The organism is Bradyrhizobium diversitatis (assembly GCF_016031635.1).
GTDB classification, from domain to species: domain Bacteria; phylum Pseudomonadota; class Alphaproteobacteria; order Rhizobiales; family Xanthobacteraceae; genus Bradyrhizobium; species Bradyrhizobium diversitatis.
On the sequence record NZ_JACEGD010000009.1, the window covers coordinates 20,864 to 35,000 of the forward strand.

Here is a 14,137-nt window from a genome sequence, read left to right on the forward strand (position 1 = left end):
GATGATGGTTGGCGTCAAGTCTGTACCCAGTCCTGCGATTAGCGCCGACGAACGGTCGCACGAGGTGGATCACCCGAGCTCGCAGGTCGCGCATTTCGGCACCGAGCAGCCGCTGCGGCTCGATTGCGGCGTCGATCTCACCCCGTTCCAGATCGCCTACCAGACCTATGGCGAGCTCAACGCCGATCGCTCCAACGCCGTTCTGATCTGCCATGCGCTGACCGGCGACCAGCACGTCGCCAATGTGCATCCCGTCACCGGCAAGCCTGGCTGGTGGGAGACGCTGGTCGGCCCCGGCCGGCCCATCGATCCCAAGCACTACTTCATCATCTGCTCCAACGTGATCGGCGGCTGCATGGGCTCGACCGGGCCGGCGTCGATCAATTCCGCCACCGGCAAGGTCTGGGGCCTGGATTTCCCCGTCATCACCATCCCCGACATGGTGCGCGCGCAGGCGATGCTGATCGACCGGCTCGGCATCGACACGCTGTTTGCCGTCGTTGGCGGCTCGATGGGCGGCATGCAGGTGCTGCAATGGACCTCGGCCTATCCTGCCCGCGTGTTCTCCGCGCTGGCGATTGCCTGCGCGACGCGGCACTCGGCGCAGAACATCGCTTTCCACGAACTCGGGCGCCAGGCCGTGATGGCCGACCCCGATTGGCACGGCGGCGGCTATGCCGATCAGGGCATCCATCCGCATCGCGGGCTCGCGGTGGCGCGGATGGCGGCGCACATCACTTATCTCTCCGACGCGGCACTGCATCGCAAGTTCGGCCGGCGCATGCAGGACCGCGAGCTGCCGACCTTCTCGTTCGACGCGGATTTCCAGGTCGAAAGCTACCTGCGCTACCAGGGCTCGTCCTTCGTCGAGCGCTTCGACGCCAACTCCTATCTCTATCTGACGCGCGCGATGGACTATTTCGACATCGCGGCCGACCATGGCGGCGTGCTGGCGAAGGCGTTTGCGGGAATCCAGACCCGCTTCTGCGTGGTCTCCTTCACCAGCGACTGGCTGTTCCCGACCTCGGAATCGCGCGCGCTGGTGCACGCGCTGAACGCGTCGAGCGCGCGGGTGTCGTTCGCGGAGATTGAAACCGATCGCGGCCACGACGCCTTCCTGCTCGACGTGCCCGAATTCTTCGACATCTCCCGCGCCTTCCTGCAATCGGCAGGCAAGGCCCGCGGATTGAAGGGTAGCTAAGATGCCCGTGCAGGAAGTGTTGCCGCTGGACGGTGCCGCGACCAAGCCGCCCGGTGATTATCGCGCCGATCATCTGCTGGTCGCCGAGATGGTCAAGCCGGGCTCGAAGGTGCTCGACGTCGGCTGCGGCGAGGGCGACCTGCTTCAGCTGCTTGAGACCCGCGGCATCGACGGGCGTGGCATCGAGCTGTCGCGCGAGGGCGTCAACCGCTGCGTCGCCAAGGGGCTCGCGGTGGTGCAGGGCGACGCCGACACCGACCTCGTCAACTATCCCGACGACGCATTCGACTACGTGATCCTGTCGCAGACGCTGCAGGCGACGCGGCAGCCGCGCGTGGTGCTGGAGAATCTGTTGCGCATCGGCCGCCGGGCCATCGTCTCGTTCCCGAATTTTGGCTTCTGGAAGATGCGGCTGCAGCTCCTGATCGGCGGCCACATGCCGCGCACGGAGAACCTGCCGGCGACCTGGTACGACACCGCCAACATCCATTTCTGTACGATCAAGGATTTCGTCGAGCTCTGCGACGAGATCAACGTCAAGATGGAGCGCTCCGTCGCGCTCGATCTCTACGGCCGCCCGGTGCCGCTGAACCTGCCCTGGTGGGTGTGGAACATGTTCGGCGAACAGGCGGTGTTCTTGCTGAGCAGGGGCGGGGGGAGATGACGCCGTAGGCGTCATTCCGGGGCGATGCGAAGCATCGAGCTATGATGCGCAATTGCGCATCTGAGAATTCATCGCGCCACAGCGTTTGCGGCCCGATGGATTCCGGGCCTGCGCCTTCCCGGAATGACGGCTAGTGCGGAGCCAAAGATCTCGGATCGCGCACCGGCCACCGTCCGGCTTCCACCAGCGTGACGAACCGCTCCACGCTCTCGTTGAACAGCGCGGGCTCTTCGAGGTTGAGCACGTGGCCCGACTTCGGAAACATCGCGAGGCCCGCGGCCGGCAGGTGCTTTTTCAGGAAAAGGCTCGGCCCGATGCAGGGATCGTCCTCGTCGCCACAGATGATGAGCGCGGGCGTTGCCACCTTCGCGATCGCGTCCGTCATCGTGTAGATCGAGGGACGTCCGCCCTGGAAGCCGCGCATCGTGCGCGCCGAACCCTTGGCGTCGTGCCGCGCCAGCGCGGCATAGAAATCGGCGTGGCCGCGCGGGTCTTTCACCAGGAAGGGAATCCGGCTCGGCGCCTCGCGCGTGACCTTTGCGACCTCCACCGAGCCCAGCGTCTCGAACTGCTCGGCATTGGCGCGGCACTGCTGGCGCCAGGCCTCCAGATTCTCGATCTCCGAGCCGGAGCCGACGCCGGCGAGCGTCATCGACAACGCGCGCCGCGGGGCGTTGAGCCCGATCTGGAGCGACGAATAGGCGCCCATCGACAGCCCGACGAGATGCGCGCGCTCGATGCCGAGATGGTCAAGCACCGCGAGCGCATCGGCGTAGAAATGCGTGTAGGTGTAGACTTCACCTTCGGGTACATCCGAAGGCGCGTAGCCGCGCGCCGAATAGGCGATGCAGCGATGGCCGCGCGAAAAGTAGCGCATCTGCGGCTCCCAATTGGTGTAGTCGGCCGCGAACTCGTGCAGAAAAAGTATCGGCGTTCCCTGACCCGCCTCTTCGAAATAGATGCGGACGTCGTCCCTTGTCGTGGCGTGGGGCATTAACTCTTTCCCTCTGTCAAGCCGTCTTTGCAGGATCGCAGTTAACGCTGTTGTCCGCAATGCGGCAGCATCGAACCAGCACCGATACAAAATCATCGCAGCTATTCGCCGACGCGGTGTCTTTTTCTCGCCACATCGGGCGGCTTAACGGCCTGACCTATGTCGGCCACTTCACCGGCCGATCGGAAAGTAGGGGTGTAACGAAGGATGAAGAATGGTTGAGTTGTTTGCGTTCCGCCTGTCGCGTTGTGTTGTCGCGTTGGCGTTCTTCTTTGCGGCGGTCGCCGCGTTCGTTTCTCCGGCCTCGGCACGGCCGCATCATCGTCATAGCGCAGAGCGGCACGCTTACGTGCACCACGCCAGACATCATCACTACCGTCATCGTGCACGCAGCTCGCGCTTCGAGCGCAGCGCGGCGCAGTTGCAGGCGAGTGGCTTCGCCAACACCCAGGCCAGCTATGATCCGAATGCCAATGCCGGCGGTGCTGGCATGAGCGGCGGCCTCAGTGGCGGCTCAGGCCTCGTGTCCGAGGCGCGCCGCTATCTCGGCGGCAATCCGACCGGGCGCGGCAGCCTGTGGTGCGCGCGCTTCATGAACATGGTGCTCGAGCAGACCGGCCATCGTGGCACCGGCTCGGACATGGCGAACTCGTTCGCGCATTATGGCACGCGCATCTCCGGTCCGCAGGTCGGCGCCATCGCGGTGATGTCGCGCGGCCGCCGGGGCGGCCATGTCGGAATCATCACCGGCATCGATGCGCAGGGCAATCCGATCATGATCTCCGGCAACAGCGGCAACCGCGTCCGCGAAGCGCCGGTCTCGCGCGGCCGGATCTATGCGTATGTGATGCCGAATTGAGGTGACGGTGCATGGAGTGGGTGGACCCTCGCGTCATGTGAGGTTGTCGTCCCGGACAAGCGTCAGCGCAGATCCGGGACCCATAACCACAGGCGCGTGCTGTCGTGCGTGCCGGTGACCACGAGTCTTCGCCAAACCACTCCCTGTGGCTATGGATCCCGGATCGGCGCGCGCTTGAGGAGCGCGCTTGTCCGGGACGACGAGAGAGGGCTCACACCAATCTCGGCTCTTCCACTGCCACCACATCGCCGACGCCGACGTCACCGTCGGCGATCACCTCGGCGTAGATGCCGCAATCCATGTGGCCGAGATGGCGCGAGAGCGTGGGCGGGATTTCGAGATCGCGCTTGGCGGTTTCAGGATCGACATTGGTGGCGGGGCAGCGGACGATGCGCTTGATCACCTTCAGCCGCGCCGGCCCGACCGCAAGTGTCTGGCCCACGAGATCGAGCTCCGACCAGGCCGGCCAGCCCTTGACGTAGAGATTGGCGCGGAAGCGCAGCGGATGCACGGCGGCGCCGCCGAGCATGGTCTCGATCGCGCGGACGCTGCCGAGATTGATGATCGAGACGACCTTGCGGGCGACGTCGGAGAAGCTGTGGTCGCGGCCGGACAGAACCTTGGGCGGGCCCTTCAGCTCCCGTTGGAAGTTCTCGCTGAAATAGGCCTCGATCGCGGCGCGCCCGGCGGCGGTCTCGAGATCGCCGCTGGCGACGATCTGGCCGTCCTTGCGGATGGTCAGGACATTGGTGGCGTCGTCGAACCGGCTGTCGAGCTCGGCCAGCCGCTCATTGCGCGCGAGCATCAGAAACTGGATCTTCGGTTTCCACTCGGGCGCATCGGGGTTGAACCCGCTCGGGCCGTTCTCGATGGCGTAGCGGCGGTCGGCTGGCAGGGTCTGGCCGACCCGCAAAGGGACCCGCGACAGGGGTTCCGGCGTCAGGCCCTTGATCGGGTAGCGGTAGAGGCCGGTGATCTCGGCAGTGTGGCTGGCTGTCATGCCACTACTTAGGGGATTCGGCCCGCCAGCGCCAAGGCCGTCCAAGAGCGCACGAATTTGTGAACCGGCCTCTTTCGCATCCGCAACCCGCTTCCCACATCTGCCTCAGGCTGGCGGCAACGTCGGCAAAAAGACGGCCGTTCTCGCTTGAGAAACCTCAATGCGATGAGCGGAAACCCAATGAAGATGCCGTATTGGGGTGCCTGAGAGGGCCCCAAGGGCAGGCCGAGGGACAGAAAAGATGAACATCGAGAAGTATACCGAACGCTCCAGGGGCTTCATTCAGTCTGCGCAGTCGCTCGCGATGCGCGAGGGGCACCAGCAGTTTTCCACCCTGCACCTCCTGAAAGTCCTCTTGGACGACAATGAGGGGCTCGCTGCCGGCCTGATCGACCGCGCCGGCGGCAATTCCCGTGCAATCCTGAAGGCGACCGAGGACGCCCTCGGCAAGGTGCCGAAGGTTTCCGGCGGCGGCGCCGGCCAGATCTACCTCGCACCCGAGCTCGCCCGCACCTTCGACGCCGCCGAAAAGGCCGGCGAGAAGGCCGGTGACAGCTTCGTCACCGTCGAGCGGCTGCTGCTCGGCCTCACGCTGGAGAAGTCCAGCGAAGCCGGCACCATCCTCAACAAGGGCGGCGTCACCCCGCAGAACCTCAACGCGGCGATCGAGGCGCTGCGCAAGGGCCGCACCGCGGATTCCGCGACCGCCGAGAACGCGTATGACGCGCTGAAGAAATATGCCCGCGACCTCACTCAGGCCGCGCGCGACGGCAAGCTCGATCCGGTCATCGGCCGTGACGAGGAGATCCGTCGCGCCATCCAGGTGCTGTCGCGCCGGACCAAGAACAACCCCGTCCTGATCGGCGAGCCCGGCGTCGGCAAGACCGCGATTGCGGAAGGGTTGGCGCTGCGCATCGTCAACGGCGACGTGCCGGAGAGCCTCAAGGACAAGAAGCTGCTCTCGCTCGACCTCGGTGCGCTGATCGCCGGCGCAAAATACCGCGGCGAGTTCGAGGAGCGGCTGAAGGCCGTGCTCCAGGAAGTGACCGGAAGCGAAGGCACCTTCATCCTGTTCATCGACGAGATGCACACACTGATCGGTGCCGGCAAGGGCGACGGCGCGATGGACGCCTCCAACCTGCTCAAGCCGGCGCTCGCCCGCGGCGAGCTGCACTGCATCGGTGCGACCACGCTCGACGAGTACCAGAAGCATGTCGAGAAGGACGCCGCGCTGGCGCGGCGCTTCCAGCCGATCTTCGTCAGCGAGCCCTCGGTCGAGGACACCATCTCGATCCTGCGCGGCCTGAAGGACAAGTATGAGCAGCACCATGGCGTGCGGATCACCGATTCCGCGCTCGTGGCCGCCACGACCCTGTCCAACCGCTACATCACCGACCGCTTCCTGCCGGACAAGGCGATCGACCTCATGGACGAGGCCGCGGCGCGGCTGAAGATGCAGGTCGATTCCAAGCCGGAAGAGCTGGATTCGCTCGACCGCGAGATCATCCGGCTCAAGATCGAGCAGGAGGCGCTGAAGAAGGAAAGCGATCCCGGCTCCAGGACCCGGCTCCAGACCCTGGAGAAGGACCTTGCCGAGCTCGAGGAGAAGTCTGCTGGGCTGACGGCGCGCTGGAGCGCGGAGAAGAACAAGCTCTCCGATGCCCAGAAGCTGAAGGCCGAGCTTGACGGCCTGCGTGTCGAGCTCGCCAACGCGCAGCGGCGCGGCGAATTCCAGAAGGCCGGCGAGCTGGCCTACGGCCGGATCCCGGAATTGGAGAAGCAGCTGGCGGATATCGAGGCGCGTGAAGGCTCCGGCGAGATGATGGAGGAGGCGGTCACCGCCAACCACATCGCGCAGGTGGTCTCGCGCTGGACCGGCGTGCCCGTCGACAAGATGCTGGAAGGCGAGAAGGAGAAGCTCCTCAAGATGGAGGAGCAGCTCGGCAAGCGTGTCGTCGGCCAGGCCGAGGCCGTGCGTGCGGTCGCAACCGCCGTGCGCCGCTCGCGCGCGGGCTTGCAGGACCCGAACCGCCCCACAGGCTCGTTCATGTTCTTAGGACCGACCGGCGTCGGCAAGACCGAGCTGACGAAAGCTCTCGCGGAATACCTGTTCAACGACGAGACCGCGATGGTCCGCCTCGACATGTCCGAATACATGGAGAAGCACTCGGTCTCGCGGCTGATCGGCGCGCCTCCGGGTTATGTCGGCTATGACGAGGGCGGTGCGCTCACCGAAGCGGTGCGGCGCCGGCCTTATCAGGTGGTGCTGTTCGACGAGATCGAGAAGGCGCATCCTGATGTCTTCAACGTCCTGTTGCAGGTGCTCGACGACGGCCGCCTGACCGACGGCCAGGGCCGCACCGTCGACTTCCGCAACACGCTGATCGTCATGACCTCGAACCTCGGTTCGGAATTCCTGGTGAACCAGCCGGAGGGCGAGGACACCTCTGCGGTGCGCGAGCAGGTGATGGGAATGGTGCGGGCGCACTTCCGCCCCGAATTCCTCAACCGCGTCGACGAGATCATCCTGTTCCACCGCCTGCAGCGGAGCGAGATGGGCCGGATCGTCGAGATCCAGTTCGCACGGCTCCAGAAGCTGCTGACCGATCGCAAGATCGTGCTGACGCTCGATGCCGCCGGCCGCGACTGGCTCGCCGCCAAGGGCTGGGATCCCGCCTATGGCGCAAGGCCGCTGAAGCGGGTGATCCAGCGCTACCTCCAGGATCCGCTCGCCGAGATGATCCTGGCCGGCGACGTCAGGGACGGCGACACGGTCGCGATCTCGTCCGAAGGCAACGTGCTGACCTTCAACGGCAAGGCACCGCAGACTGCGGAGATCACGCAGTTCGAGGCGCCGGTGACGAAGCGGAAGTTGAACTGAGGGTACGGCGCTCGAAGCAACAGGACGCCCCGGAGAGGCCAACCGCTCTGGGGCGTTTTGCTTTGTCGGTGTCTCGGCTAACCGACTGCGGGCGCGGAGCCAGGACCCGCCGGGCCTTCCTCCTCGTCCTCGTCAAGCTCCGAAAGAATATCGACCAGCTCGCGCACCCGTCCCTGCGCCAGGGGGCGCAAGTCGTTGATCATGGGCTCGTCATTGGCGAGCCAGGCCTGGGCTTCGGCGAGTTCCTCGACCGTCGCTCCGGTCCCGATGATCTGGGCAATGGTGACGTCGTCGGCCCGGTCCACGGCCTTGACGACATCGTCGCGTGAGAGGCGCGTCATGGGCGATCCTCCTGCTGGTCGGCTTCCGTCAGCTAACCGAAAATCCGCCTGCGGGTTCCGCGGCCAGGCCTTGGCCGGCGAACGCTACTTCTTCACGACCTTGTAAATCGCGTTCTCGACGTCCGAGCTGAAGTAGATCACGCCCGTTGCGCCGACCGCGACGCCCGTCGGAATGTGCGTCGGCAGGCCACCGGGCGCGCCTGTCAGGCCGATCGGAAGATTGGCGGCGATCTCGGTGACCTTGCCGCTGTCCAGCGCGATCGCGATCAGCCGCTTGGCGCCGACCTCCGCCACAATCAGCTTGCCGTCGCCGGTGCGTGCGATGCCTTCGGGCATTTTCAGGTCCTTGGCGACCACGGTCTTTCCGCCGTTTGTGTCGATCCGGGAGACGGCGCCGGCAAAGGCTTCGGTGACGTAGACCTCGCCGCCAGGTCCACCGACGAGTCCCACCGGTCCCTCGAGGTCGCCGATCAGCGTGACGCGATCCTTGCCGTGCTCGCCGCTCACCTTGACCAGCGATTTGGTGCCGAGCTCGGCCACGAGGATGCTGCCGTCCGCGAGCACGACGGCGTCATGCGGCGCCTTGAAGCCGTGCAGCATGTCGCGCGTTGCGCCGGTCTTGCCGTCGATCACCTGCACGGTGCCGGTGAACCAGCTCGACAGGACCACGTCGTTGCCCTTTGCCGTCGCGCTCATGGGATATTCGAGCGTCGTGCCTGCGGCATGCATGCGGGCCTTCTCGGTGACCTCGCCGGTCACACCGTCCACTGTGCGATAGGCGAACACGTCGGCGACGTGGATCGTGTCCCTGCCGTTCTCCGAGGTGACGCCGATGCCGCCGGGCAGCGCGAGCTTGCCGATGATGATCTGCCTGGCCTGACCGGTCGCGGGGTCGACCTCCTGGATGCCGTTGTCGGCCATGTTGGAGACGTAGATGCGGTCCTTGCCGTCGATGGCGAGATTGTCCAGCGATGGCTTCAGTTGCGCGACCATGGTCTTGACGCCCGATTTCGGATCGACCCGCACGAGCTGGCCGAGCGCGGTGTCGACCACGAAGAGATTGCCCTTGGAATCGAAGTTCACGGCGGCCGGAATCTTGAAGCCGTCGGCGACCACGGAAAGCTCCGTCTTGTCGACGTCGACCTTCGCGACCTGGCCCTTGAACCAGAGCGGACCGTAGAGCTTGTCGTCGGGACCGAACTCGAAGCCGTTGAGGCCGCCCATCTTCTCCATGATCTGGCGCGGCGGTTTGACGCCCTCGACGTCGATCTCGTAGAGCGCGTCGCCGAGGAAGACGGTGGTGGCGTAGAGCCTGCCGTCCTTGCGGAAGGCCAGCGAGTTGATGCCGGGAAGACCGGAAGCGAGCTTCTTGATCGGACCGTCGCCCTTGCGCGCATAGAGGTCGCCGGCAAGGAATCCGGTCCAGGCCATGGTGCCGTCGGGCGCAAACGCGATGTCGTCGGCCATTCCGACCGGCGCGGGAATTGCAACCTTGGCGCTACCGCCCGCAACCTCGTAGAGCGTCGCGCCTGCGACGCTGCCGGCAAACAGATGGCCGGCCTTGTCGACAGCGAGCCCGTGCACGCCGTGGAATGCCGAGCCGGGGACGAGCTTGGTGACTTCCCAGGTTGCCGGCAGGGTCTCAGCCGACAGGCTCGTGGCGGAGAACAGTGCAGCGACGAAGGCTGCGCAGGCAAGCCTGTTGTTCATGGCGAGACCTCCCGTTTTTTTGGGAAGTATTCGCTCCTCATGCCGCTTTGGCAAATGAAACTTGACGTTGTGACGCCGCAAAGCGGCCTCGCGACGACGTCGAATTCGGATCGTGCTTGGAGATGTCCCGCCGGGGCAGGCCAAATTTCCGACTTAGCGGTTGGTGACCTGCAGTGGCCCGCCGGTGGCGTCCGACATCCGGGCGATGGCGCCGCCGCGGCCGCTCATCATGCCGTCGAGCCGGTCGCGCTCCTTCTCGAAGCTGGCCAGCATCGGGCCTTCCAGCGAACGGCCGCGCGGCAGCTTCACGCGCATCGGGTCGACGAAGCGGCCGTTGACCAGGATCTCGTAATGGACGTGCGGGCCGGTCGACAGGCCCGATGAGCCGACGAAGCCGATCACCTGGCCCTGCCGCACCTTCTTGCCGGGCTCCATGCCCTTGGCGAAAGCCGACATATGGCCGTAGGCGGTCTCGTAGCCGTTGGAGTGCTTGATGCGGATGTACTTGCCGTAGCCGCCCTCGGGGCCGGCCTTCTCGATCATGCCGTTGCCGGAGGCGAAGATCGGCGTGCCGTAGGCGGTGGCCCAGTCGACGCCGGTATGCATCTTCACGTAGCCCAGGATCGGGTGGCGGCGGCCGCCGAAGCCGGAGCGCATGATGGCGTTGTTGACGGGCTTTCTGACCAGGAACTTCTTCGCGCTCTTGCCGGTCTCGTCGTAGTAGTCGACGACGCCGTCGTCGGGGCTCTGGTAGCGGTAGTATTTCTTGGTCTCGCCGCCGACGGTGAGGGAGGCGAACAGCACCTCGTTCTTTTCGCTCGACGTCACGCCTTCGTCCTCGCCGGCGTAGAACACGTCGAAGGAATCCCCGGGCTGCACCTTGCGCTGGAAATCGACGTCGTAGGAGTAGATCTTGATCATGTCCTCGATGACGGGCATCGGGACCTTGTTGCGCATCGCCGTCTCGTAGATGCTCTGGTACAGCCGCACGCCGCTGCCGTCATCCTCGTCATCGTCTTCGCTGCTGGCGTTGGCCGCGGCGTCGGCGACGGTGTTCATGCTGGAGACGTCGACGGCGACGTATTTGCCGAGATCGGACAGCGCCGCGATCGCCTCCACCATGGTGTCGTTTGCAACCACGACGCGATAGGGCTGCAGCCGGGCGCCGGGGCTGGCGGGCGCCATCAGGATGCGGAGTTTCTCGCCTTCCTTGAGGCCGCCGTCGCGGCCGCGCGGGCCGAGCGTTGCGGTGATCGCCTTGATCTCGTCAGCCGTCGCGCCGAGATCGCGCAGCACCGAGCCGACGCTGTCGCCCTTCCTGACCAGATGGACCCGCTCGCCATTGGGATTGCCGCCGGTGATCTGCTCTTTGGTCTTGGGCAGCAGCGTGACGTTCTCCGGCACCACGCGCGTCTCGAAACCGGCATAGGGATCGGAGGACGACGCCTCGGCGGCGTAGGCCATCTTGATGTCGGATGGGCCGGTCGTGCCGGAGACGTCGGCTGTGGCATTGGCGAGCGAGGCGTAGCGCACCCCGCCATTGCCACGCCAGTTGGCGGCATCGCGGACCCGCATCAGGATGTCGTCGAGCGCCACCACCGCGGAAATCTTCGCCTTCGGCAGCACCGACGACAGGTCCTTGGTGACGAAGGACACCTCCGCGTCGGGCTCGACGGCCTCCGGATTGTTGGGATCGTCGGACGCCGTCTTCGGATCGGAGCCGACGTCGGTGAGCAGGCGCTGGGCGTTGAACGGCGGGATCTTCGCCGACAGGTCGCTCGTCGTCATCGACAAATTGCCGGCGATCCGGACGAAGGGGCGCACCCGCATCACGTCGCGGTTGCCGACGCGGGCGACCGTCGAGACGCGCATGATGTTGCGCGATGCCGTGGATTCGCTCGGCGGCGGCAACCGGTCGCTCTTGTGCAGCGTGGCGGCGCGATCGGCGGCGCCGAATGCGCCGCGCAACGCGCCTTCGACCCGCTCCGGTACCTTGGCGAAGGTCATCTCGCCGTCGAGCGAGGCGAAAACGGCGCCGCCGATCAGGGCCGCGCCGCAGAGTCCGGTCAGAATTGTGCCGCTGAACCATTGCACCGAGACGCGGCGGCGGTCGATGACGGCGGCTTCAGAACCATCGACGGACAGCGGCGGCTCGTGGCCGAGATCGATGATCCCGGTCTCACGCCCGTAGGTGCCGCGTGACGTCCTGTGGTTCAACCCAAGTCCCCCAATCAACGACCCAAGAAAGCCCGCTTCGAACCTTGTCCCTGGCCGCCCTCTTGAACGGGGATCGCCGGAAAAGGCAAGCCGCACAGACGCCCGCGCTCAGAAAGCCCCGGAACAGGGCTGGCCGAAATTACGAACAACTGGACGGATGAAACTCTCTCGATGTCTTTCGAACGTCGAAGGAAGGCCGCGTCATCTGCAAGATGCCTTCCCCTGACCCCATGAAAATCGCCGGCAGCCCCCATCGGCATCCCCGCGATTCAAGCTCGTCTCTTACCAGAACGCCGCGGGATTGTGGCTCAAGTACGGCGCCAAATATGGAAAAAACTTCCTCAAGGAGCCGGCGCGAGGGGCCTCGCCGGAGCGGCGCCGCAAGCCGCCTCTGGAGCCCCTCCGGAGCCTCCAGGGCCGCAAACTTTTTTTCAGTTTTTCTTCGCGCGGGGCTCGTCCGCCCGCTCTGAGCTTCTCTAAGCGCCTGGAATCGTGTGATTTTTTCCGGTGATCCACTGTGCGACGATTTGTTGACGATTGGCGTTGACAGCCCGGAAGGTGGGGCCTATAACCCCAACCACTGAGCGCGGCGCCGCCGGGTCACTGACCAAGGCGAGCGAACGCGCCACTGATGCTCCTCACCTTGTTGAGTGACACAACAATCGACACCAGTCGGTTGGAGTCATTTTTCGTCGGTAAGGGTATCGGAACCCTTCCACTCTGGAAGGTTGGGGCCTCCACGGTCCCGGGCTGTTTGACAAGTGAAGATGAAGAAAGAGAAACGTGGACGGCGGAGTCCTTGCGGGTCTCGCTTCTGGAAAGCTTCGGCTTTTCTGATCGAGACCGGACGAAAGACTTCGGCGGTACACGTTTCAAAGGTTACACCATCGTTGCCAGCGATGTGAATCGCGGGCAGCTCGGCGGCTTCGGTCGTCGGAAAAATGGTGGGACCTCGTCAAACGTTGTGATCAGCCGGTTCAAAGTTCAAGTCCAACTTGAGAGTTTGATCCTGGCTCAGAGCGAACGCTGGCGGCAGGCTTAACACATGCAAGTCGAGCGGGCGTAGCAATACGTCAGCGGCAGACGGGTGAGTAACGCGTGGGAACGTACCTTTTGGTTCGGAACAACACAGGGAAACTTGTGCTAATACCGGATAAGCCCTTACGGGGAAAGATTTATCGCCGAAAGATCGGCCCGCGTCTGATTAGCTAGTTGGTGAGGTAATGGCTCACCAAGGCGACGATCAGTAGCTGGTCTGAGAGGATGATCAGCCACATTGGGACTGAGACACGGCCCAAACTCCTACGGGAGGCAGCAGTGGGGAATATTGGACAATGGGGGCAACCCTGATCCAGCCATGCCGCGTGAGTGATGAAGGCCCTAGGGTTGTAAAGCTCTTTTGTGCGGGAAGATAATGACGGTACCGCAAGAATAAGCCCCGGCTAACTTCGTGCCAGCAGCCGCGGTAATACGAAGGGGGCTAGCGTTGCTCGGAATCACTGGGCGTAAAGGGTGCGTAGGCGGGTCTTTAAGTCAGGGGTGAAATCCTGGAGCTCAACTCCAGAACTGCCTTTGATACTGAAGATCTTGAGTTCGGGAGAGGTGAGTGGAACTGCGAGTGTAGAGGTGAAATTCGTAGATATTCGCAAGAACACCAGTGGCGAAGGCGGCTCACTGGCCCGATACTGACGCTGAGGCACGAAAGCGTGGGGAGCAAACAGGATTAGATACCCTGGTAGTCCACGCCGTAAACGATGAATGCCAGCCGTTAGTGGGTTTACTCACTAGTGGCGCAGCTAACGCTTTAAGCATTCCGCCTGGGGAGTACGGTCGCAAGATTAAAACTCAAAGGAATTGACGGGGGCCCGCACAAGCGGTGGAGCATGTGGTTTAATTCGACGCAACGCGCAGAACCTTACCAGCCCTTGACATGTCCAGGACCGGTCGCAGAGATGTGACCCTCTCTTCGGAGCCTGGAACACAGGTGCTGCATGGCTGTCGTCAGCTCGTGTCGTGAGATGTTGGGTTAAGTCCCGCAACGAGCGCAACCCCCGTCCTTAGTTGCTACCATTTAGTTGAGCACTCTAAGGAGACTGCCGGTGATAAGCCGCGAGGAAGGTGGGGATGACGTCAAGTCCTCATGGCCCTTACGGGCTGGGCTACACACGTGCTACAATGGCGGTGACAATGGGATGCTAAGGGGCGACCCTTCGCAAATCTCAAAAAGCCGTCTCAGTTCGGATTGGGCTCTGCAACTCGAGCCCATGAAG

The 14,137-nt window shown here is 64.2% G+C and carries 9 protein-coding genes and 1 rRNA gene (1 of these 10 only partly in view); 5 read left to right on the top strand and 5 right to left on the bottom strand.

Annotated features, from left to right (window positions below):
- Nucleotides 1-4 precede the first annotated feature (4 nt).
- Together metX and metW are read left to right on the top strand one after the other, a co-directional pair.
- The gene (gene metX, locus H1B27_RS10395; RefSeq protein WP_061881279.1) at nucleotides 5-1,201 is read left to right on the top strand and encodes a homoserine O-acetyltransferase MetX; all 1,197 of its coding nucleotides are present in this window, start codon (nucleotides 5-7) and stop codon (nucleotides 1,199-1,201) included.
- 1 nt (nucleotide 1,202) lies between these two features.
- Entirely contained in the window at nucleotides 1,203-1,865 is a 663-nt protein-coding gene (gene metW / locus H1B27_RS10400) for a methionine biosynthesis protein MetW (RefSeq protein ID WP_061881266.1), read from the top strand.
- A gap of 130 nt (nucleotides 1,866-1,995) precedes the next feature.
- Here metW and H1B27_RS10405 read toward each other — a convergent pair whose 3' ends face one another.
- On the bottom strand, nucleotides 1,996-2,859 hold the full coding sequence (locus H1B27_RS10405) for an alpha/beta fold hydrolase (RefSeq protein ID WP_197965993.1): 864 nt from the start codon (nucleotides 2,857-2,859) through the stop codon (nucleotides 1,996-1,998).
- A 214-nt stretch (nucleotides 2,860-3,073) separates the two neighbouring features.
- Here H1B27_RS10405 and H1B27_RS10410 point away from each other — a divergent pair, with 214 nt between their 5' ends.
- Complete coding sequence (locus H1B27_RS10410) at nucleotides 3,074-3,718, top strand: NlpC/P60 family protein (protein WP_197965994.1); 645 nt, start codon at nucleotides 3,074-3,076, stop codon at nucleotides 3,716-3,718.
- A 211-nt stretch (nucleotides 3,719-3,929) separates the two neighbouring features.
- Here the strand turns inward: H1B27_RS10410 and H1B27_RS10415 are convergent, their stop codons facing one another.
- Entirely contained in the window at nucleotides 3,930-4,718 is a 789-nt protein-coding gene (locus H1B27_RS10415; protein ID WP_197965995.1) for an MOSC domain-containing protein, read from the bottom strand.
- 241 nt (nucleotides 4,719-4,959) lie between these two features.
- Here H1B27_RS10415 and clpB point away from each other — a divergent pair, with 241 nt between their 5' ends.
- Entirely contained in the window at nucleotides 4,960-7,599 is a 2,640-nt protein-coding gene (clpB, locus tag H1B27_RS10420; protein WP_197965996.1) for an ATP-dependent chaperone ClpB, read from the top strand.
- 77 nt (nucleotides 7,600-7,676) lie between these two features.
- Here clpB and H1B27_RS10425 read toward each other — a convergent pair whose 3' ends face one another.
- From H1B27_RS10425 to H1B27_RS10435, 3 genes are all read right to left on the bottom strand, one after another.
- A complete protein-coding gene (locus tag H1B27_RS10425; protein WP_061881270.1) occupies nucleotides 7,677-7,940 on the bottom strand; it encodes a hypothetical protein in 264 nt (87 codons plus the stop codon).
- Nucleotides 7,941-8,024: 84 nt separating this feature from the next.
- The gene (locus H1B27_RS10430) at nucleotides 8,025-9,650 is read right to left on the bottom strand and encodes an NHL repeat-containing protein (protein ID WP_197965997.1); all 1,626 of its coding nucleotides are present in this window, start codon (nucleotides 9,648-9,650) and stop codon (nucleotides 8,025-8,027) included.
- Between the two features lie 153 nt (nucleotides 9,651-9,803).
- Complete coding sequence (locus H1B27_RS10435; protein ID WP_197965998.1) at nucleotides 9,804-11,867, bottom strand: M23 family metallopeptidase; 2,064 nt, start codon at nucleotides 11,865-11,867, stop codon at nucleotides 9,804-9,806.
- A gap of 991 nt (nucleotides 11,868-12,858) precedes the next feature.
- On the opposite strand from H1B27_RS10435, the gene H1B27_RS10440 reads away from it, so the two are divergent.
- A 16S ribosomal RNA gene (locus H1B27_RS10440) occupies nucleotides 12,859-14,137 on the top strand; it runs 210 nt beyond the window's last position.